The sequence below is a fragment of the Paracoccus laeviglucosivorans genome, from assembly GCF_900182695.1.
Taxonomy (GTDB): Bacteria; Pseudomonadota; Alphaproteobacteria; order Rhodobacterales; family Rhodobacteraceae; genus Paracoccus; species Paracoccus laeviglucosivorans.
This window is the reverse complement of the sequence record NZ_FXTK01000014.1, coordinates 35,820-56,664: the sequence shown is the minus strand read 5'-3', so window position 1 is coordinate 56,664 and position 20,845 is coordinate 35,820. Positions and strand designations below refer to the sequence as shown.

Below are 20,845 nucleotides of genomic sequence, written 5' to 3'. Positions count from 1 at the left end.
CAATGGGCTTGACCGCCCTGCCCCTTGCCGCACAGGAGATATCCATGACCGATCAGACCGCCCCGCATCCCTATGCAGATGTTTGGGTAACAGAGGATGGACATGTCCGCCACGAATTGCTGCCGAACGGCCGCTATGTCGAGGCGCGGGGCAACCGCGAGCGTGCCTATCAGGGCCGCTATGAGGTGACGGGCGATCACATCGAATATTGGGACGACACCGGATTCACCGCCGATGGCGACTTCGTCGACGGGGTCCTTTATCACGGTGGCATGGTGCTCCATCGGAAGTAAAGGCAGGCGGGGCAATGTGCCCTGCCTCTCCCTATCGCGCGTGAAGCTATGGAGGCAGCAGAGCCGCCACTACTTACCTCATCGTCCTTTCCGCCCGGACGCATGTGGCGACGCGGTGGTAATTTGCTCATGTTGCTGCGGCATTGAAGAGTGGTGAGGTCGCTACATATCCATGCTATGTATGGCTGCGGCCCGTGCAACGCTCCGCATTGTGGCCGGGTCTTCGCTACGCGTCTGGCGAACGTCAGCTTCCGGGGATGCCGCCGCGCAGCATCGGCGGCGCTCGACCGTCGGTTATGGGCCGCGCGTTGTCGCCTGCAGTTCAGCCCATAAGGCTTCGCGCACATTCGGCCAGCGTTTGTGAGGCTGGGCGGGGATTGAAACCCAGGCTCCGGCGTGCCTTGCCGTTGTCGCCATCCCGGCGCTTGCCGATGTCACGCCGGAACATCCTGAGTTGCGGCAGAAACGCCGAGAGCGGCCCGACCAGTCAGTTCGGAATCACCCGGGTCGGCACATTGGCTGCCTCGGCCCCCAACCCGCCGCGCAGCATCCCGGCGATCTGCGGCATCCAGAGGAAATGACCGGTGCAGAGGAACCGCTCTCCCGGAGCCTCGGTTGCCGACAGCGCGCGTACATGCGCGGCGGCGAGGTCGCGGACATAACGATCGACAGGCCGAGGTTTAAGAGCCGCGGTGGCTTGCCCTGCAGAAGGCTGCCGACGACCCAGACCGCAGCCTTGTCACCGCCAGGCAGCACCGGTCCGAAGACGCCGCCGGGCAGGATTGTTGTCAGGCTGGTGCGGTCCCCTGCCGCGGCAATGAAGTCCCAGGCCGCACGCTCGGCGAGGCTCTTCGAGCGGCGGTAGGAGTCCAGCAGCGGATCCTCAGGATCGGCCCAGATCGCCTCGGTGCTGACCGCATCCGAGCCACGCACGCGCGCCGTTGCTGTGGCAGAGGTCATCACCACCCGCTCGACACCGGCCTCGACCGCCGCGCGCAGCAACCCGCAGCGCCCCGCCCCGCGCAGGCTCTACCAGCGCATTACGGTCCTTCGGGGCTTCGCGTCCCAAGGGCGAGGCGATGTAGAGCACGTAATCGCACCCCGCGACCGCCGCGTCCCAGCCGTCGTCTTTCGTCATATCCGCGGTGACGAAGGTCAGGCGATCGTCAGGATCAGCCTCGCTTTCAACCCCTCGCCGAACCAACGCCGCTTTGTCCGGACTGCGCAAGGTGGTGCGCACGACATAGCCCTGCCGCAGCAATTCCACGATGCACCAGCCCGCGATGAAGCCGGTCCCGCCGGTTACCAGCGCTGTCTTCGCCATGTCACGAGATAATTCAATCCTCGCACGAACTGGCCGAATCAAATCGTCAGCTGCAGTCAGTGTCCGGTGTCGGCACAATCGTCGCAGCTACTCTCATGGCCGAGTTGCCGGAGATCGGCACAACTGACCGCCGAAAGATCGCGGCACTCGCCGGCTTGGCACCGATTGCCTGGGATAGCGGACAGCGCTGCGGAAAAAGGGTCTCGGCGGCGGGAGACCCTCCGTCAGAACCGTCCTCAATCTCGCAGCGCTACATGCGTCACGGCACACCGCAATGTTCCGATCGTTCAGGCAGAAGCTCCAGGACGCGGGAAAGCCGGTGAAAGCCGCCTTGACAGCGACGGCTAGAAAGCTGCTCAGCGTGCTGTAGAATACCTCCCCGTTCAGCATTTCATCGCGAAAGCGGGCGTTGAAGCTTTCGCAATAGCCATTCTCCCAAGGCGATCCGGGTTCGATGTAAGCTGTCTTTGCCCCGACGGCGCTGATCCAGTCCCGCACGGCTTGTGCTATGAACTCCGGGCCATAGCACGTCGGGAACATTCGTCTGCTTAGAGGTTATGGCCGCGCGCGGAGCCTGCTGATCGCGCAGCGTGCGGCCATAACCGGCGCTCAGGTCTCTATGGTGGTGTTGCGAACCACCCACAACAGAGGAGACCGGCTATGACCAAGTTCGAGCATACCGCCGATGCCCGTGTTCTGGTAGGCATCGACATTTCCAAGCACCGCCATGAGGTGCTGATCGCGGCCCCCGGCAAGACGCGACGGCGGCGCTTGACGATCACGAACACGCTTGACGATTTCCAGCGGCTGATCGCCATCCTGAGCGACTACGCGCGGCCCGTGCAGATCGGCTTCGAAGCAACCGGGAATTATCACCGCGCCCTGATCTATCAGCTCGGCATGGCCGGTTTCGATGTGAAGCTCGTCTCATCGGTCGCCTTGGCAAGAACGCGTGAGGCGCTGCACAACAGCTGGGACAAGAACGATCCCAAAGACGCGCAGGTCATCCTGCACATGCTCCAGATCGGTGCCACCCAGGTTTTCATGGATCCGCTCCGCGCCGGGATCACCGATATTCAGGAGTTGTCGATGACCCATGAGGTCGTATCGCGCGCCAAGACCGAACTCTGGCATCGGATACTGGGGCATTACCTCCCGCTCTACTTCCCCGAGGCGGCCCGTTTCCAGCGAAGCACCCGCAGCGAATGGTTCTTGGCCTTCCTTGAGATGTTTCCGTCCGCGCATCTGATCACGGCAATGGACAAGGATGACTTCACCGCCGCCGCATGGGATGTGGTCGGCAGGAAGGTTGCGAAGGCTGCATTGATCTCAGACATTTACGAGACCGCCCGCAGCTCGGTCGGCCTGCCGGTCGCCGCGGAAGCGGACGCGCTGCGGATGTTTCGGATGGTGCTGGCGGAGGGGCGCAGCCTGATGCGCCAGCGTAGCGAGATCGAAGCCAGGGCCGTAGCCCTGCTCGGGGATCACCCCGATTACCGGCTGCTCACCTCGGTGCCTGGCATCGGCCCGATCAACGCGCTGACCATCCTGGCCGAAGTCGGCGACCTGCGCCGCTTCCGGCATCACCGGCAATTCCTGAAGTTCTGCGGCATGGATCTGGCGACGGTGCAGTCCGGCCTGTTTCGAGGGCGGAGCAGGATCTCGAAGTATGGCAATGCCCGCCTGCGCCGGACGCTCTGGATGGCCGGACAGACCGCGGTGCTGCATCGCGCGAACAGCTTTCGCGACAAGTTCGAACGCTACATCGCGCAGGATCGCCACAACCCGGACCTGCGCCGCAAGGCCTACACTGCCATCGCCGCAAAGATGGCACGCACCATTCACGCCGTGATCAAATCCGGCGAACCCTATCGCCCCTTCTTCGGTGGGGGCGAACCCGAGCGGAAGGACCTCTCTCTGGCGAGCCGTGGAGGCAGCTTTCTGACCTCGTAGATAATGTTCGGGCCTTCCGCTTGGGACTTCGGATCTCGTGTTGAGGACGGTGAGGGCGGCACCTAAGCCGACCCTGTGTTTGCTATGGATGAGACCACTTCTTGACGGCGGAGCCCGCTCGGGTAACCTTCTTCAAGGCATCCAATCGCTCGGATGCCCTTGGATCTGACGTCCTAAGCGGCACAAATCTTCCGACGTAGGACGTTGTCGGAACGAATGAAGGTTGGCACGCCGCGAATGATGAACAGGTCTGTCAGCGCATCGATCACATCTGTTGAGTTCAGCTTGCGCCGCACCCTGATCGTCAGGCATTCGCGGCTGAATTCATCGAGGATGTTCAGCGTTCGAAACACCTTGCCGTCGTCGGTGCGGCAGTGGACGAAGTCATATGACCAAATATGATCCCGGTACTCCGGCCGCAAGCGGACACAGGATCCGTCGTTCAGCCATAGTCGGCCCTTCTTTGGTTGCTTTACCGGCACCTTCAGTCCCTCTCGCCGCCATAAGCGCTCGACCCGCTTGTCGTTCACCTGCCATCCGGCATCCCGCAACAGAGCCGCAATCCGACGATAGCCATAACGGCCGTATTGCCGGGCCAGCTCAATCATGTCGGCGACCAGGAGATCTTCGTCCGCCCGCCCTCGTGGCACCTTGCGGCTCGTGTCGAGCGGTGCTGGTGCAACACTTGGGCCGGGCCCGACGCTCGGAAATGCCCAGTTCACCGCGGACATGATCAATACAGGCCCGGCGGCGAGCGGGGCTCAGAAGTTTCCCCGTGCGGCTTCCGTCAGGATCAGCTTGTCCAGCGTCAGGTCCGAAACTGCACGCCTGAGCCGCTCATTCTCCTGCTGAAGCCGCTTCAGTTCCTTCAACTGATCCACGCCCATCCCACCGTATTGCTTCCGCCAGCGGTAATAAGTCTGTTCGACAACGCCGATACGCCTGATCGCGTCCAGACGGGACAAGCCTTGCCCCATCAGAACCTCAACCTGCCGCAACTTCGAGACAATCTCTTCCGGCTTCGGTCGCTTGTTTGCCATTCTCGATCCTCCGTTTCTTAAACATAACGGCGGACCACTTCAGTGGGGGAGGGCCAGTCTGGCAAAGCCCCGCCTGCCAGGGCCATCTATTTTGCGAGTCTTAGGCGTCAACATGATCCTCGTCATGTGGCCAGCCCGAACAACCCGGACTGGCCGCAGCAGGATCAGCCCTTGGCTGCCGGAGCGATCAGACCCGCATCCGAAAGCAGGTTCTTCTGCCGCAGGATGTTGCTGGTCAGCAGACCACGATAACGCTCGACGATGCGGGCGCGGTGATTGGCGTCGCTGACCGAATCCAACGCGCCGATGACCGACGCGATAGTCTCGGTCGTCGCGCGCAGTTCCGCGATCAGCGCGGCATCCGCAGCCACGCGGGCCAGATCACCAGCCGAGACCTGCGCGATCCCCAACGGAGCGCGCGAACCGTTCGAGGTGTAACCTTCCGGCAAGTCGCCCTTGAGGTTCGTCACCAGGCGGTTGCGGATTGCATCCAGCAACTGGTCCACGGCCTGCTTGGCACCTGCAACCCGCGTCGGGTGGTCGGTGTCGGCGGCGGCGTGGGGCAGCAGTTCCACCTTGTCCGCGTGCTTGGGCAGCAGCGACAGATAGGGCTTCATCGGTCCGCTGATGCCATCCGCGGATTTGAAGATGTCCGCGTCAATCGCGGCATGGCGGACCTTGCCCGATTCCAATGCCTTGTCCAGCGCCGCGACGTCGATCAGCTCTCCACGGTCATAGTTCAGCAGCACCGCGCGATCGTTCAAGGCCGACAGCACATCGGCACCCACGAACCCGGCATTGGCATAGACGCCCGTCGCCGGATCCTGACGGCCCAGACCCAGATGCACCGACAGCACATCCGCGCCCGCCGCCGCCGCGACAGGCGTTTCGGCATATTCATAGCCTTCGGCCAGAATATTGTCGCGATGCCCAGGACGCGCATAGATCGCGACATCCATGTGGAACGCCTTGGCGATCCGGGCCAGTTCGCGCCCGATATTGCCATAGCCCAGAATGGCGATCTTTTTGCCTTCCAGCTTCGAGGTCGGGTATTCCGCAAGGTTCTTGCCCGTGTCGAAATCACCTGCGACCACACGGTCATGCAATTCGGCCACGGGCAGGTCAGGCATCACTTTCAACAGCGCCTTGGCAGCCATCTGCGCGGTGGCACGGCTGTTGATGCCGGGCGTGTTCATCAGCGGCGCTTCGCCGCCTTCGCCGTTCGGTCCGCCCCATGACGCCGAACCCATATTCCCCGTGCCCGCACCGATCCGCACGCCGCCAAAACGGAATCTGGCATCTGCCGGGATAAAGGTGGCAGCGGCGATCAGCGCGTCATATTGGCCCTGCCCCGCTTCGGCCAGCAACTCATCCGCCGTGCTAAGATGCGGCTGATAGAAGAAATGCACCTTGCCGTCATCGGCAGGCTTGCCCGCGTTGACCGAGGTTTCGTGAAACACCCCGCCAATTTCGGCGATATAGGCGGCCAGTTCGCTGTGATCCAGCTTGCCGTCCGCGCCGAAACGCAGGCCGATCGCATCCGCAATCAGCACGTTGACCGTGCCTTGGCGCACGCCTGCATCAGTGGTGTCGGCTGCGTCATATTCGACCGCAGTGCCGCGCCGCTCCAGCTCTTCCTCGATCACGACGATCTTGGCCCGCAGATAGGCGTATTTCAGATTTTCCAGCAGCGCTGTGACATCCGCAGGCTCGCGGATGCCGCCGATCCATGCGCGGTAATCGCCGGGAGTGCCGGGGAATGCGTTCACATATCGCGCGGCGTCCAGCCCGGTTTCATGCACGCCATTGGGATGGGTGACGCCCTCATACCCCAAAAGCTGCTTGGAACGCGCGATGATCCGCGCGTGCAGATCGGACGACGAAATCGTGCCATCGTTGATGCGCAGCAGCGTGACGGCCGCGCCGCGCCGCGCCTTTTCCTCGACGACCAGACCCATCAGCGGATTCTGCGCGATCCATTCATCGACCAGTTCGCGGTTGATGGCCGAACGCTTGTTCATCTCGGTCACGGAACCCACGCGGCGTTCGGTCTGCATCAGGCCAAAGGTCGTTTCAGCGAATGCCAACGCGCTATAGGTATTGATGACGCCGCCCAGCATCTTGTCCTGCGTCGCATCATAGAACGGTCCGGCATCGACTGAACGCTTGCTGCTGAGCGGCTGCTTGGCGTCAAGCGGCGGCGCGATCTTCAGCTGGCGCGGAATGGCCCAGGACGGGTTTTGCTGGTTGCGTTCGATCAGCGACAAGGCCGAAGGCGTGAACGAGGCGACGAAATAGCCCGAAATACCGCCGATCGCCTTTTGGAACGGCATGAACAGGCAGCATTTGGCCATGACCGCGCGGACGGTTTCCGCAGGCCAAGGCATCGCCCCCAGCATCGAGGTAGCGTCAAACACTGCGTGGCGGCTTTCCGGGTCGCCGTCCAGCCAGTTCAGCAGTTCCTGAATTTCCTGCTGGGTATAAGAGTTGGCACCAGTGGTTTCATGCCCGACGCCGACAAAGACCGAAATGCCCAGATCGGCCAGTTCCTTGGCCGTGGGAATTACCCCCTCGCGCGGCGCGAAATGGATGCGGCTTTCGCAGCCGTTTTCGGCAAAGCGATGCATCTCGATCAGCTGGGTGGCCCAGGACTGGCGGAAAAAGCCCGAGGCCCCGGCATCGCTGCCCTCGGGACGGGGCGTGTCCACATAGACGCGCTGATCGGGTTCGTTGGCGTTCAGCAGGTGCTGGACACAGACCGTATAGCCGCTATGCCCGCCGCCCAGACCGACTGCGATGCGGTTGGTTTTCGGGAATTCGAAATAGCGGTGAATGGCGCGCATCATGTCCAGCAGGATCGCATCGGCCGGATAGCCGCGATGCATACTGCGCGACAGTTCCGCGGTCGAGAACGGGCCCAGATCGTTGCCCTTGTCGTCGAATTTGCGATACGTCGCCTCGATCCAGCGGTCGAATTCATATCGGCGCAGACGGCTGTCAACCTCGTCCGTGGTCGCGTCGGTGATCGGACCCACGCCAAAAAAAGGGTTCGAGGGAATGGCGGGTGCGCCATTGCGGGTATCGTTCAGGGCAGACTTGCGATGCGCAATCAGTTCGCCGTCGGTGATCATCAGAAAAGGCCTCCATCCCCTTGGGCACGACGTGCCCCGAAATTTCCGGGATCGTAGCCTGTAACTGCTTAATGAGGCAGAATGACGGCGCAGCTTTCATATCCGATTTGCGACATTTCGCTGATCTGATGCGTGAGCCCGGTCCGCCGCCGACGTCGGGCCGCCAAACTTTGTCCAAAACAGCGTCAGCAGTGCGCAACCAGATGGAAACAAAGACCCGGAGATGACCTTTTCAATGCTCAGAAGAAAGAATTACTTTCTTGAACATCGCGTGCAGATCGGGCTTTTGACAGGCGATACGCCCACTCGATCAAGGGGATTTCCGGTGACACCCGACCTGCCGCGTGTCGGCATCTTGCCCAAGGACATGATCGGCATGGGCGTTCCCTTTACTGCTATGTCAACGTTCGTGCCGTTGCCGCACTGACCTGCGCAACAATGGTATAGTCGTTGCGATTTAATTTCAGCCTGATGTGAGATCTGATGCCCAATCTGAAACTGTATCTGGACGAAACCCACCTGACGGAACAGCGCCCCCGGCTGGCAGAATTGATGCCCGAACTGCGCGGGTTGCTGTGCAAAAGCTTTGGGGTCGAACCGTCAGCCTGCCAGCTTGCGGTCGTGCCGGTGCTGGCCTTGCCCGACCAACCCACGATCAATGCCGAATTGAACCTGATGCCCCGACCTGACCGCACCCGAGATGCCGTCACGGCAAAGGCGCAGGAATTGCAGCGGGTCATTGCCGATGCGACCGGCCTGCGCATCGCGGTGCGTGTGGCAATGCTCGACGCGGAAACCTATGTCGCGCTGAAATAACACGGGCCACGAACTCGTGTGTGCCATGGGGTTTGATCGAAATGGGCAACGTGCGCCGCGCGACGGGCGGCGCAATGTCCAAGGTCAGCGACAGCGAACAGGTCAAGGCGATTATTCCCAGACCAAAGCCCGACCCGGAACCGACGGATTTCCGGGCACTCAATCCGCGGGCCAGCAGGGCTGTTGTCAGCACCATTCCGCCCGCAATGGACAGGATCACGTCCTCGACCACGTGATTGGCCAATGATATTGGGGCCAATCGACTGACCCAGCATCACGGCGACCATCTATGCCCCGATCACGTCACTTTCGCGGGCACGCCAAATTCGCCGCATTCTTCGATCAGCATTTCATGTAGCTCGGATATGAGGTTTGACCGTGGTCCCGATGTTTTTTCGACCAGTCCGATCTCGCGAAAAACCGGCGGTGTGCCGAACGGCGCGGTGACCAGCGGCAGGGCCGAGGCGTCCACGGCCAAGCGCGGCACGACCGAAACGCCCAGACCGTTCGCAACGCATGATGTGATGGCGGCAATCGTATCGATCTCGGCAATTTCATTCAGCGCAAGGTTCAGCTTGGCAAGCTCAAGGTCAATCTGGTTAGCCAAGGGAACATTGGACCGGAACCTGATATAGGGATAGCGCGTCAGGTATCCGGTCGCATCAAGCATGGGCGAATGCGGCGGCGCTATGACGAACAAAGGTTCACGGCGGAACGCCCTCCATTTTAGTCCTGTCGGGAAATTCACGTGCTCGGACACCATGGCGGCATCAATCCGGCCCGCCGCAACGTCGCGCAGAAGCGACTCTGACGCAGCGGTCTGCAGCCTGATACGCAACTCGGGGTAATTCGAGTTCAGCCGTTTCATCGCCCTTGGAAGAATGGAAAGCGCACTGGTGCGCACAGATCCCAGCGACAAGGTTCCCGCGACCTTGCGCCCCTTGACCAGATCGATGCCGACATCGGCGGTCCGCAGAATGTTTTCGGCAACCTCGACCATTTGACGCCCCGCGACGGTCAGGCTGGGCGGGCGACTGGTGCGATCGAACAGGACGACGCCGACCTCGGCCTCAAGCGCGCGCACCTGCTGACCCACGGCGGAGACGGTAAGATGCACTAATTCCGCCGCTTTCGAGAAACTGCCGGTTTGCGCAATGGCCAAAAGGGTCCGCAACTGTCGCATATCCATAGTTAAAGGTTTCCTTTAAATATGGTGAAATATTACGCGCTTTATTAAAGATTTCATATGGGCAATGTCGTCGTCAGCAATCTGAAAACGGACCCGCCCAGCCATGACCCGATCCTTGAAACGCTGCCTTGCGTTGGACGACTTCGAACATTTCGCCCGCAGGCGACTGCCCCATCCGCTGTTTGAATATATCCGGGGCGGCAGCGAAACCGGCGCCACGCTGCGCAACAATGCAGGGGCATTTCAGGCTTGGGGCTTTTTGCCGCGCGTGATGCACAACGTGGCGCATCGCAGCACAGCGACAAGCCTTTTGGGCGACGGCTTTACGGCGCCCTTTGGCATCGCTCCCATGGGTATCAGCGCGCTGATGGCCTATCGCGGCGATATAGCCCTTGCGCAAGCGGCGAAAGATGCGGGCATCCCGATGATCATGAGCGGCTCGTCCCTGATCCCGCTTGAGGATGTGGCAGCAGCGAACCCGCATATCTGGTTCCAAGCCTATCTGCCGGGCGAGCCCGAACGGATCCTTGCGCTGGTGGACCGCGTGGCCGCGGCCGGGATTGGCACGCTGGTCGTGACTGTCGATACAGCCGCGCTAGCAAACCGTGAACACAACATTCGTGCCGGGTTCACGACGCCGCTACGTCCCGGTCCCCGCCTTGCGCTGCAAGGTGCATTGCATCCTGTCTGGTCGGTCGGCACCTTGCTGCGCACCCTGCTTCGCCACGGATTGCCGCATTTCGAAAACTCGTTCGTTGAACGGGGCGCGCCGATCCTGTCGCGCAATGTCATGCGTGATTTCCGCATGAAGGGGCATCTGGACTGGAGCCATATCGCACTGATCCGGGACCGCTGGCGCGGCAAGCTGATCATCAAGGGCGTGACAAGGCCCGAAGATGCCGAGGACGCCGTAAAGGTTGGGGCCGAAGGGATCATCGTCTCGAACCACGGCGGTCGCCAGCTTGATGGAACGATCGCACCCTTGCAGGTTTTGCCGGATGTGCGCAGCGCGGTGGGCAAGCGCGCAGCAGTCATGCTGGACGGATCCGTCCGGCGCGGCAGCGACGTGCTCAAGGCGATTGCTCTTGGTGCGGATTTCGTCTTCGTCGGCAGGCCGTTTCTTTACGCAGCGACCATCGGCGGGAAAGCGGGTGTCACGCGTGCCGCAGAAATCCTGCATTCCGAAGTGGATCGCAACATAGCCTTGCTAGGCGTGAACAACGTTGAAGAAATCGGGCCCCATGTTCTGGCAAGGGTTGGGGCCGGGGCGGTATAGGGATCAGGGCCGCGATGCGCGGCCCTGACGACGATTTATTTCCAGAAGTCGTCGATGATCTCGCAGCCCTTGGCCGCCAGTTCGCGGTCCACCCAAGACACGTCGTTGGTGCCGCCGCGGATCGCCGCCATCTTGGCACCTTCGTCGGCCTGCTTCTTTTGCGCCTTGGCAAGGATGCCCTGTGCTTGCGCCGGGGGGATGATCACGATGCCGTCTTCGTCGCCCACAACGATGTCACCGGGATTGACCACGACGCTACCGACCGAGACGGGGACGTTGATTTCACCCGGCCCGTCCTTATACGGACCGGCAGGCGTCACGCCTGCGGCAAAGATCGGCAGGTCCAGATCGCGCAGCGTGCCAAGGTCGCGGATCGCACCGTCGATGACGACGCCGCCCAGCTTGCGTTCAATCGCGATCTGCATCATCAGCTCACCCGTGATGGCCGAGGTCAGGTCGCCATGTCCGTCGAACACGATGACGTCGCCGGGCTGCGCCATGTCCAGCGCCTTGTGCAGCATCAGGTTGTCACCTGCGCGCGATTTCACGGTAAATGCCGGACCTGCAAGGTTCACCTTGCTGATACGGCGGATGCGCGCGTCCAGCATGGATGCCCGGTTCATCGAGTCGCCGATATTCGCGACCGGAACGTCGCGGAACGCGTCGATCAGCTCCGGCGCGGGACGGTTGATGCGGGTAAAGATGCGGAAACCTGTATTTGCCATAGGTCTTCTCCTTCAGGCCCTGGCCGCGTCCATGGCGGCAAAGATGTCGTGGAAATCGGCGGGGGGACGACCGTTGAAATGGCCACGGAAGCCCTGCTGGACACACCATGCCAGCTTGTCGCGGCCTGCCTTGGACATGATCGCATCGACATCAAGGCTGTCGAGCGTGGCGACCACTTCGTCCATCTCATGCTCGCGGCGTTCGGCGTGGATCACCGCGCGGCACATCAGATCGTTGGCCGTGGCGCGAAAGTCGTCGGTCTTCAGCGATTTGCCGATCGAGGCCAGCACGTCCTCCTCGATCCCGAAGCTGCGGCCTGCGATGACGGCCTCAAGCAGCAGCATGACGTAGCCCTTCATGAAGATCGAACGGAACATCTTGGATGCGGATGCCTTGCCGGTCGGACCTTCCAGCGCAGTGATTGCCATGCCGAAGCCATTCCCGAAATCCGCGAATGACTGCGCGCCGGGCCCGGATGCCAGCATCGGGACCTTGTGGCGCGCACCGGGCACCGTGCCCATGACCGCCACGTCTACGAAGGTCGCCGTGTTGCCCACGATCTTTTCGACCTCCAGCTTGGTGTCGGGCCCGGCCGAATTCAGGTCCACATAGACCTGACCCGGACGCAGCAGCGGCGCGCATTGCCGCGCCACGGGCACGGCTGCATTCGCGCTGATCGAGCAGACGACAATATCGCTGCCGCCGATCAGTTCCTCGGCCGAGCCGACAAGTTCGACCCCCGCCTCGGCGGCGCGTTCCGCGATCAGGGCGCTGGCAGGTTCCGTTTGCCATGCCGCATCATAGGCGCGGATGCCTGCCAGCCCTTCGTCACGCAGGCCCGCCGCAATGTTGAACGAAGCTTCGCCAAAGCCAAGGAATCCCAGTTTCGTCATAGTCTTGCTTTCCAGTTTCGGGGGTGGTGAGGGATGTCAGACCGGCAGAACGCCAGTCACGACCGCGACGATGATGAAGATCGCAAACATCGGCAGCGAGTATTTGAAGAACTGCTTTTGATATTCGGCAAAGGACATTTCGGTGCGGTCCATCAGCAGGTAAAGCCATGCCACGGTGGGAGAGCCATAGCGGATTGCCTGACCCATGAACGAAGCCATGCCGATTTCCGTCGGTGTCAGGCCGTATTGCTGCGCGATGGGCGCAAAAACCGGCAGTATCCCGAAGTAATAGGCATCAATGGGCAGCGCATAGCAGGCGATGGCACCGACAAAGGCAAAGACCAGACCCATGTGACCGCCGAAGGATTCCGGGATGATCGAGGCCAGCGAATCCGCGATAGCGGTGTTCATGCCGCTATTGCTGAGAACGCCAAGAAAGAAGCCTGCGGCAAGGATGATCGAGGTGACGGCAATCGCCTCTCCGCCCGTGGCCGTGATGCGTTCGCGCTGATCGGCGGCGCTGTAGTTGATGGCAAGAGCCGCTGCGGTTGCCAGCGTAAAGCCAAGCGCGCCGCTGATATAGCCCAGCAGGATCGCCAGCAGCGTGACGACAGTCAGCGCAAGGTTGATCAGGAACAGGCGCGGACGCTTCAGTTCCTTGTCATTGTCCAGAATGACGTTGACCATTTCCTCGATCTGGGCGTGATCAATGGTGTTGACCGCCTTGGCGTCATAACCCAGACGTTTGCGTTCTTTCAGACCCATCCAATAGGCCAGCGCGAACACATAGATCAGCGACACGGCAAGGATCGGCAGGATCTGCACGAACAAGACGTTGACTTCGACATCCAGCACGCTTGCCGCGCGCACCAGCGGACCACCCCAGGGCAGGCAGTTGCCCAGACCCGTCGGCAGAATAATCATCATCGCCAGGTTCGACAGCTTCATGTTCATGCGCTTGTAAAGCGGCACGAAAGCCGAGGTGATGATCAGGATCGTCGTCGTCCCGTCGCCGTCCAGCGTCACGACGGTCGTGGTCAACACGGTGACCATCAGGATTTTCAGCGGATCGCCCTTGGCCTTGCGGATCAGGAATGTGCAAAGCGGATCGAACAGGCCGACATTCATCATCAGGGTGAAATACATCACCGCAAACAGGATCATGATGGCCGGATTGATCGTGCCAAGGCTGACCTTGCCCGCATCGTTCACGCTGTAGAACAGGCCCGAACGGAACCAGTTGAACAGGTCATCAATGCTGTTGCCCATGGTCAGCGCCGCAGCCAGACCAAACACGACCGAGACCAGAATCATGCCCGCAAAGACGGACATATGCTTTCTGATCACCAAATACAGAAACGAGGCTATCATCAGATAGCCGTAGATTGCGATCATAGGACTCCTCCAACCCCCAAGCTGCGCCGGTGGCCAGCTCAGGGCGGCACGGGTCCGGCGCAGTTCGCTCCAATATGCCGCAAGTTCATGTGTGGTGGGGAAGCTGCGGCACGGAGGGGTTATTGACCGAGCATGTTAGGCATGTCTAATTTGAAATTTTCATGCTTTAATTCCTAACAGGAATAATATGGACATCCGCGACATCCGCTATTTCCTGAAAATAGCCGAGCTTTGCCACCTGAGCCGCGCGGCAGATGACCTTGGCGTCACCCAGCCCGCACTGACGAAATGCGTTGCGCGGCTGGAAGACGATTTCGGCGTGAAGCTGCTGAACCGCTCTGGGCGCGGCATCGCCCTGACCGAAGCAGGACAGGTGCTGCGCGACCGCTTTCTGCTGCTCGATCAGGACCTGTCGGATATCCGAAAAGAGGTTTCGGAACTGCGCAGTGGCCTGACGGGGATGGTGCGGATCGGCTGCTCGGCCTCAATCGCGAACTATGTGCTGCCAAAGATTTGCAAGCGTGTGCGCGAAACGGCCCCGGCGCTGCAACTGACGGTGCGCGTCGCCATGGACGACGCGCTTCGCGACGACCTGCGCGCCGGGGTCATCGACATGACCATCAGCCCCGAACGCGCGACCCCGGCAGACGAGGCTTTGGTGTCCCGCGTGTTGTTGTCGGACGCGGTGGTCGTCGTCGCCCACAGGGGCCATCCGCTGGTCGGGCAGAATGTCACCTTGCAGGATCTGGCAGAGCAGGCTTGGGTTCTGCCGATGCCCACAGTCTCGACCCGGCGCTGGCTGGATGAAGTATTCCGAAAGGCCGGCCTGCCGCCGCCATTCGCCGCCGTGACAGCCGCGCCGCTGGTATCTGCCCCACCCATCATGGCACAGACCGACATGCTTAGCTTCATGTCGCGGCGCAACCTGATCAGCGGCGAACTGGTCGAAATCCCCAACCAGCAAACCACGCTGCAGCGCAACTTCGAGGTCAGCCACCGGGCACGCGGGTTTCTGGCACCCAGCCTGCGTTTCTTCATCGCGCTGCTGGAACGCGAACTGGCAAATGTGGCCAGCGCATGACCTATGCCTTGCTGCGGCCCGTCGTGTCCAAGCCGACGCCGTATTCCCCGCTGACTGCTGCCAGATGTTCATGCAATTCGTCGATCAGCTGGTGGCGCGGGCTGGTATGGCGTCTGAGAAGACCGATCTGACGGTAAACCGGCGTGTCGCCAAAAGGGATCGTGACCAGTTGCGGTGACACGTTCTGGGTCGCGACCTGCGGCACGATCGAAATGCCAAGCCCATTTGCCACGCAAGCGATCACCGCCGCGACATTATCCATCTCAGCGATTTCGTTCAGGACGGGATTCATTCTGCTTAGTTCGCGGTCGATCACCTTGGCCAGCGGCACATTCGCCTTGAACCGGACATAGGGATGCGTGGCCAGCATCTGCTGCAGCGGCGCGGGCGGCGTGCCCAAAGGCGCGACAAGGCACAATGGCTCGCGAATGAAGGGCGTCCAGACGACATCCGGGCTTGAGACGCCGTTTTCAGCTATCATCGCCGTATCCAGATGCCCGCTTGCGACATCCTGCATCAACGTTTCGGACAGGCCGACGCGAAGCCGTATTTTCAGGCCGGAATGATTCGAAATCAGCCGGGATATTGCGCGTGGCAATAGCCCGATGGCGCTGGTGCGCACCGATCCGATGGCAAATGTCCCCGTGATACGGCGCCCCGATATGGCATCAATCACGTTTTCAGTCGTGCGGATCAACTCGGTCGCGGCCTCGACCATCTGCGCACCTGCGGCGGTCAGGATTGGGGGTCGGGTTTCGCGATTGAACAGGCTGGCTCCGACTTCGATTTCAAGGGCTTGTATTTGCTGGCTTACCGCAGATGCGGTTATGCCAACCTTTTCTGCAGCTCGCGCAAAACTGCCCGTTTCAACGATGGCGAGCAGGGATCGAAGTTGGCGTATATCCATAGATTCAGTTCTGCTTAATTTAACGATAAGAATTATGCGCTGTAAATTAATTAAGCAATCGTTGATGACTCCAGATCAGATCTGACATTGTCAGAGTGGGGGAGCATGTCGAAGAATATCTTGATCACGGGGCCAAACTTGGCACCCGAAGCCGAAGCTGTGCTGGTGGATGCAGGATACCTGCCAGTCTATCTTCCGCCCTATACCGAGGGCGACGGGCTTAACGAAATCGCACAAAAAACCAAACCGGTCGGCGTCCTTGTCCGCATGGGCCGCATCGACGACAGCTTTTTCGACGCAGCCCCCGAGGTTCGCGTGATCTCGAAACACGGCGCGGGCGTTGACAATATCGACGTGAATGCCGCCAGCGCACGGGGCATCTTCGTGCTCAATGCGGCAGGCGCAAATGCCGTATCGGTGGCCGAACATGCCATCGCGCTTTTGCTCGCCGTCGCCAAGAAAATCGGGCCTCTCGACAAAAGCGTCCGCGAAGGCCGTTGGGAAAAATCCGGCTTTCAGGGCCGGGAGCTTGCCGGCTCGACCATAGGTCTTGTGGCATTCGGCGCTATCGCGCGGCAGATGGCGCGCTTTGCAAAGGCTTTCGACATCCGCGTCCGGGCCTATGATCCCTTTAGTGCCGATGACGTTTTCGATCAGGAAGGTGTCGAGCGGGTGCAAAGCCTTGATGAGCTTTTTGCGACATGCGACATCATCAGCCTGCATTCGCCGCTGACGCCCGAGACCAGCAATCTGGTCAATGCGGAGCGGCTGGCTGCGATGAAACCGGGCGGGATCATCATCAACACCGCACGCGGTGGCCTGATCGACGAAGCCGCGCTGCAGGCAGCACTTGAAAGCGGCCACCTTGCCGGTGCCGGTCTGGATACATTCGCGCAAGAACCGCCGCCCGCCGAACATCCGTTCTGGCAAAATCCCCGGCTGGTGTTGACCCCGCATATCGCCGGTGTGACCACGGCAGCCGGCACGCGCGTCGGGATCGATGCGGCCCAAGGTATCGTCGACTTTCTTGCGGGCAAGTCCCTGCCCGCCGTGCGGATCGTGAACCGCAACCAATTGAACATTCCTGCATAAAGAGACCGAATTATGGCAATCGGATTCCGTATCCTTTCGCGCGAACGCGCTGTCTCGTCCGACACAGTCGCCCGTTTCAAGGAACTGCCTGTCGCCAATGTCAGCGACAGCATGTATCGCGTCACCGCCGCAGGCCCGCGTTTGCAGAAAATGCACCGCTCGGGCGTGATGGCCGGCCCCGCTCTGACTGTGAAATCCCGCCCCGGCGACAACCTGATGCTGCACAAGGCCATCGATCTTGCGCAACCCGGCGACGTCATCGTTTGCGATGCCGGCGGTGATCTGACCAACTCGTTGATGGGCGAACTGATGCTGGCCTATGCGCTCAAGCGCGGTGTGGCGGGCTTCGTGCTGAACGGCGCGATCCGCGACGCGGATGCATTTGTCGCAACCAACATGCCGGTCTGGGCTGCAGGTATCACGCATCGCGGCCCTTACAAAGACGGCCCCGGCGAAATCAACGTCCCCATCGCCATCGACGGAATGGTGATCGAGCCGGGTGATCTGATCATGGGCGACAGCGACGGCGTGCTGGCAGTTCCTTTCGCACATGCGGAAGAAATCTATTCCAGAACTGTCGCCAAGCAGGAATCCGAGCAAAAGCAGATGGCTGCGATCGAAGCGGGCACGAACGACCGCTCGTGGGTGGATGCGGCACTGAAGCGGATGGGCTGCGAATACCCGGCCTGAAATGAAACACGGTCACGGCGGGAGGCCCTGACCGGACTGGGAGGAAGACATGAAACACCTGAAGACTTTGTCGCTTGCAGCGGCCTTGACGGCATCGGCAGCGGGCATGGCCCACGCCGATTGGCCGACCGATCGCCCGATCGAGCTGATCGTGGCCTTCGCACCCGGCGGCGGCACGGACGTCATGCTGCGCACCCTTGCCCCCTATCTTGAGGCGGAGCTTGACGCGCAGTTTCCCGTCCTGAACCGTCCCGGCGCAGCAGGCGAAATCACCTATACCGCGCTGGCGCAGGCACGTCCCGACGGCTATACCGTGTCGTCGCTGAACACGCCCGGCTTTCTGACCATGCAGATCGAACGCAAGCTGCGGTTCGAACCGTCGGAAATCTGCCCGATTGCACGCATCGTCGAAGATCCGGGCCTGTTCGTCGTTCCTGCCAACTCGGAATTCAAATCGCTTACCGATCTTGTGGCCTATGCCAAGGAACATCCGGGTGCGGTATCCATCGGCACCACCGGCGTCGGCACCGACGAACATCTGGCCATGCTGCAGCTTGAGCGTTCGGCAGGCGTCGATCTGACTGCCGTGCCGTTCACCGGCTCGAACGACGCCAAGACCGCGTTGCTGGGCGGCCATATTTCGGCAATCGGCCTGAATGCTGGCGAATATGCGACTGCAGATCATAATTCGATGCGGGCAATCGGGCAGTTCTCTGAGGAGCGCTCGATCCTAGCGAAAGATCTGCCAACCGCCAAAGAGCAGGGCTATGATGTCATCATCTCGTCCGAGCGCGGTCTTGCTGCCCGTTGCGAAGTTCCCGAGGAAATCCGCGCACGTCTGGCCGATGCCGTAGACAAGGCGCTGGCCAATCCGGAATTCCAGGCGCAGGCGGCCAAGCAATCCGTGCCACTGTCGTTCCAGTCGGGTGCCGACTGGCAGGCAGCGATGCCCGCACGGCTTGAGCGCTATCGCAGCATCTTCGCGCTGATGAAGGAAGGTCAGTGATGTCGGGGCCAGGCGCATCGAAAAAAGGGGATCTTCCCGATCTCCTGACCGCAGCAATATTCATCGGTTTCGGGGCGCTTGGCCTATGGCTGTCCCGAAATCTGGACGGCGGAACATTGTCGCAAATGGGTGCGGGCTATTTGCCCCGCGCCGTCTCGATCATATTGATCGTGCTGGGCGCGGCAATCGGTCTGAAGGCCACCCGCAGCGCAAGCCAACCCATCGAGGGGCTGAAGCTTCGCCCGCTGCTGATCATCACGCTGTCCGTCATAGGCTTTGCGTATCTTGCTGAACATGCGGGGTTCGTCCTTGCTTCGTTCTGGCTGGTCGTGGCGGGAACGCTGGCCGATCCCGGAAGCCGTCTGCGCACAACCCTGCTGCTTGCCGCGGGCCTGACCGCGTTTGGCGCGCTGGTCTTTGTCAAGGGTCTGGGCGTCCAGATCGATCTGTGGCCCTTCTGAGCCGCACCGAGGTAATCTCATGAACACCTTCGACCTTCTCATGCTTGGGTTCAGCGAGGCGATGACGCCTGCGAACCTTGGCTTTTGTCTGATCGGCGCATTGCTGGGCACGCTGATCGGCGTGCTTCCCGGCATCGGTCCGACCGCGACCATCGCCGTGCTGTTGCCGATCACGTTCTTTCTGCCGCCTCTGGCCGGTATCATCATGTTGGCCGGCATCTATTACGGCGCGCAGTATGGCGGCTCGACAACCGCGATCCTTGTCAACCTGCCAGGCGAGGCGTCGGCGGTCGTCACGACATTGGACGGATACCAGATGGCCCAGCAGGGCCGGGCGGGCGCAGCTTTGGCCGTTGCGGCTTTGGGTTCGTTCTTTGCGGGCACCGTTGCCACGTTCGGCATCGCCATCGCGGGACCGATGCTTTCCAGCTTTGCTTTGGATTTCGGACCTGCGGAATATGTCTCGCTCATGCTGTTCGGCCTGCTGGCCGCGACGATCCTTGCCAGCGGACCGGTTCTGAAGGCCATCGGCATGATCCTGATCGGCTTGCTGTTTGGCATGGTCGGCACGGATCAGGCCACGGGTGCCGAGCGTCTGACCTTTGGTTCCATCGACCTGTTCGACGGGATCGAGTTCACGGTGATCGCCATCGGCCTGTTCGGTTTCACCGAGATCATCACCAATCTTGAGCGTTCGGGTTCCGAAGGCGTCAAGGTCGCGCCGCTGACCCGGCTGTGGCCAACGCGCGAGGATTTCCGCCGCGCCTGGCCCGCGGTTTTGCGCGGCACCGGCATCGGCACCTTTCTGGGCATCCTGCCCGGCGGTGGGGCAACGCTGGCCTCGTTCAGCTCATACTCGCTTGAAAAGAAGGTATCGAAAAATCCGCGCGCTTTTGGTCACGGTGCCGTCGAGGGCGTGGCCGCGCCCGAAGCCGCCAACAACGCCGCTGCGCAATCTTCGTTCATCCCGCTGCTGACACTTGGCATTCCGTCCAACAACATGATGGCGATGATGCTTTCGGCATTCATGATCCACGGCATCACCCCCGGCCCCACCGTGCTGACGAACCAGCCGGAGATCTTCTGGGGTCTGGTCGCATCGATGTGGATCGGCAACCTGCTGCTGGTCGTCATCAACCTGCCGCTGATCGGTCTGTGGGTCAGACTGCTGACCGTGCCGTATCGCCTGCTTTACCCGGCGATCCTGCTGTTTTGCTGCGTGGGGATCTACTCGATCAACAACCGCATCTTCGACGTCCTTCTGGCCGCTGGATTTGGTCTGCTGGGTTACATCTTCCGCAAGGCGAAATGCGAACCCGGCCCGCTGCTGCTTGGCTTCGTGCTTGGTCCGCTGCTGGAAGCGAACCTGCGCCGCGCGCTGCTGATCTCGCAAGGTGATGCCAGCGTGTTTATCGAGCGCCCGATCAGCCTGACCATGCTGATTGCGACCGTGGTGCTACTGGCGCTGATGATCCTGCCCAGCTTCCGCAAGAAACGCGAAGAGGCGTTCCAGGAAGAGGAAGCCTGAGAACAACCGGCCGGGTCCATGACCCGGCCGGTTCCTTTCGACGG

General features: G+C 61.2%; 20 protein-coding genes and 3 pseudogenes. 13 read left to right on the top strand and 10 right to left on the bottom strand.

The annotated features are described in order from the left end of the window. Nucleotides 1-44 precede the first annotated feature (44 nt). The gene (locus tag FN835_RS14340) at nt 45-293 is read left to right on the top strand and encodes an Atu4866 domain-containing protein (protein WP_246098748.1); all 249 of its coding nucleotides are present in this window, start codon (nt 45-47) and stop codon (nt 291-293) included. 883 nt (nt 294-1,176) lie between these two features. Here the strand turns inward: FN835_RS14340 and FN835_RS21455 are convergent. Then, nucleotides 1,177-1,617 (bottom strand): NAD-dependent epimerase/dehydratase family protein, encoded by a 441-nt coding sequence (locus tag FN835_RS21455; protein WP_221930431.1) that lies wholly within the window; start codon nt 1,615-1,617, stop codon nt 1,177-1,179. Between FN835_RS21455 and FN835_RS21885 the strand changes: the two genes are divergently transcribed. Then, nucleotides 1,605-1,940, top strand: a complete 336-nt coding sequence (locus FN835_RS21885) for a transposase (protein WP_142663965.1) — start codon at nt 1,605-1,607, stop codon at nt 1,938-1,940. The genes FN835_RS21455 and FN835_RS21885 overlap by 13 nt on opposite strands. Nucleotides 1,941-1,980: 40 nt before the next feature. Here FN835_RS21885 and FN835_RS14325 read toward each other — a convergent pair. Beyond that, a pseudogene (locus FN835_RS14325) lies at nt 1,981-2,139 on the bottom strand (integrase core domain-containing protein); the annotation flags it as partial. A gap of 138 nt (nt 2,140-2,277) precedes the next feature. Between FN835_RS14325 and FN835_RS14320 the strand changes: the two are divergent. Next, a complete protein-coding gene (locus FN835_RS14320; protein WP_142663918.1) occupies nt 2,278-3,570 on the top strand; it encodes an IS110 family RNA-guided transposase in 1,293 nt (430 codons plus the stop codon). 203 nt (nt 3,571-3,773) lie between these two features. Here FN835_RS14320 and FN835_RS14315 read toward each other — a convergent pair. Together FN835_RS14315 and FN835_RS14310 are read right to left on the bottom strand one after the other, a co-directional pair. Then, a pseudogene (locus FN835_RS14315) lies at nt 3,774-4,610 on the bottom strand (IS3 family transposase); the annotation flags it as partial. A gap of 164 nt (nt 4,611-4,774) precedes the next feature. After that, nucleotides 4,775-7,741, bottom strand: coding sequence for an NAD(P)-dependent oxidoreductase (locus tag FN835_RS14310; RefSeq protein ID WP_142663917.1), 2,967 nt, complete (start codon nt 7,739-7,741; stop codon nt 4,775-4,777). Nucleotides 7,742-7,976: 235 nt separating this feature from the next. Here FN835_RS14310 and FN835_RS14305 point away from each other — a divergent pair, with 235 nt between their 5' ends. The 3 genes from FN835_RS14305 to FN835_RS14295 are packed head-to-tail and all read left to right on the top strand — an operon-like array spanning nt 7,977 to nt 8,793. Then, complete coding sequence (locus FN835_RS14305) at nt 7,977-8,168, top strand: hypothetical protein (protein ID WP_185958682.1); 192 nt, start codon at nt 7,977-7,979, stop codon at nt 8,166-8,168. Between the two features lie 56 nt (nt 8,169-8,224). Next, entirely contained in the window at nt 8,225-8,557 is a 333-nt protein-coding gene (locus FN835_RS14300; protein ID WP_142663915.1) for a hypothetical protein, read from the top strand. A gap of 41 nt (nt 8,558-8,598) precedes the next feature. Next, nucleotides 8,599-8,793 carry a hypothetical protein gene (locus FN835_RS14295; RefSeq protein WP_142663914.1) on the top strand — a complete coding sequence of 65 codons (195 nt, stop codon included), beginning with the start codon at nt 8,599-8,601 and terminating at the stop codon, nt 8,791-8,793. Between the two features lie 62 nt (nt 8,794-8,855). On the opposite strand, the gene FN835_RS14290 is transcribed toward FN835_RS14295, so the two are convergent. After that, nucleotides 8,856-9,740 carry a LysR family transcriptional regulator gene (locus FN835_RS14290; RefSeq protein WP_246098753.1) on the bottom strand — a complete coding sequence of 295 codons (885 nt, stop codon included), beginning with the start codon at nt 9,738-9,740 and terminating at the stop codon, nt 8,856-8,858. 109 nt (nt 9,741-9,849) lie between these two features. Here FN835_RS14290 and FN835_RS14285 point away from each other — a divergent pair, with 109 nt between their 5' ends. Then, a complete protein-coding gene (locus FN835_RS14285) occupies nt 9,850-11,022 on the top strand; it encodes an alpha-hydroxy acid oxidase (RefSeq protein ID WP_142663912.1) in 1,173 nt (390 codons plus the stop codon). A 35-nt stretch (nt 11,023-11,057) separates the two neighbouring features. Here FN835_RS14285 and FN835_RS14280 read toward each other — a convergent pair whose 3' ends face one another. Genes FN835_RS14280 through FN835_RS14270 form a run of 3 tightly spaced genes read right to left on the bottom strand, consistent with a single transcriptional unit; the run spans nt 11,058 to nt 14,036 of the window. Continuing rightward, entirely contained in the window at nt 11,058-11,747 is a 690-nt protein-coding gene (locus tag FN835_RS14280) for an RraA family protein (protein ID WP_142663911.1), read from the bottom strand. A gap of 12 nt (nt 11,748-11,759) precedes the next feature. After that, complete coding sequence (locus FN835_RS14275; RefSeq protein ID WP_142663910.1) at nt 11,760-12,641, bottom strand: NAD(P)-dependent oxidoreductase; 882 nt, start codon at nt 12,639-12,641, stop codon at nt 11,760-11,762. Between the two features lie 36 nt (nt 12,642-12,677). Then, on the bottom strand, nt 12,678-14,036 hold the full coding sequence (locus tag FN835_RS14270) for a citrate:proton symporter (protein ID WP_142663909.1): 1,359 nt from the start codon (nt 14,034-14,036) through the stop codon (nt 12,678-12,680). Nucleotides 14,037-14,223: 187 nt separating this feature from the next. On the opposite strand from FN835_RS14270, the gene FN835_RS14265 reads away from it, so the two are divergent. Further along, nucleotides 14,224-15,117 carry a LysR family transcriptional regulator gene (locus tag FN835_RS14265; protein WP_142663908.1) on the top strand — a complete coding sequence of 298 codons (894 nt, stop codon included), beginning with the start codon at nt 14,224-14,226 and terminating at the stop codon, nt 15,115-15,117. Nucleotide 15,118: 1 nt separating this feature from the next. Here the strand turns inward: FN835_RS14265 and FN835_RS14260 are convergent, their stop codons facing one another. Together FN835_RS14260 and FN835_RS21620 are read right to left on the bottom strand one after the other, a co-directional pair. Next, the gene (locus FN835_RS14260; RefSeq protein WP_246098752.1) at nt 15,119-15,835 is read right to left on the bottom strand and encodes a LysR substrate-binding domain-containing protein; all 717 of its coding nucleotides are present in this window, start codon (nt 15,833-15,835) and stop codon (nt 15,119-15,121) included. Nucleotides 15,836-15,853: 18 nt separating this feature from the next. Next, nucleotides 15,854-16,024 (bottom strand): annotated as a pseudogene (locus FN835_RS21620) (LysR family transcriptional regulator); the annotation flags it as partial. Nucleotides 16,025-16,162: 138 nt separating this feature from the next. Between FN835_RS21620 and FN835_RS14255 the strand changes: the two are divergent. The 5 genes from FN835_RS14255 to FN835_RS14235 are packed head-to-tail and all read left to right on the top strand — an operon-like array spanning nt 16,163 to nt 20,801. Next, nucleotides 16,163-17,116 (top strand): hydroxyacid dehydrogenase, encoded by a 954-nt coding sequence (locus tag FN835_RS14255; RefSeq protein ID WP_246098747.1) that lies wholly within the window; start codon nt 16,163-16,165, stop codon nt 17,114-17,116. 12 nt (nt 17,117-17,128) lie between these two features. Beyond that, complete coding sequence (locus FN835_RS14250; RefSeq protein ID WP_142663905.1) at nt 17,129-17,806, top strand: RraA family protein; 678 nt, start codon at nt 17,129-17,131, stop codon at nt 17,804-17,806. Nucleotides 17,807-17,855: 49 nt separating this feature from the next. Then, the gene (locus FN835_RS14245) at nt 17,856-18,812 is read left to right on the top strand and encodes a tripartite tricarboxylate transporter substrate binding protein (RefSeq protein ID WP_142663904.1); all 957 of its coding nucleotides are present in this window, start codon (nt 17,856-17,858) and stop codon (nt 18,810-18,812) included. Continuing rightward, complete coding sequence (locus FN835_RS14240; RefSeq protein ID WP_142663903.1) at nt 18,812-19,273, top strand: tripartite tricarboxylate transporter TctB family protein; 462 nt, start codon at nt 18,812-18,814, stop codon at nt 19,271-19,273. Before FN835_RS14245 ends, FN835_RS14240 begins: the two co-directional genes overlap by 1 nt. A 19-nt stretch (nt 19,274-19,292) precedes the next feature. Further along, on the top strand, nt 19,293-20,801 hold the full coding sequence (locus tag FN835_RS14235) for a tripartite tricarboxylate transporter permease (RefSeq protein WP_142663902.1): 1,509 nt from the start codon (nt 19,293-19,295) through the stop codon (nt 20,799-20,801). Nucleotides 20,802-20,845 lie beyond the last annotated feature (44 nt).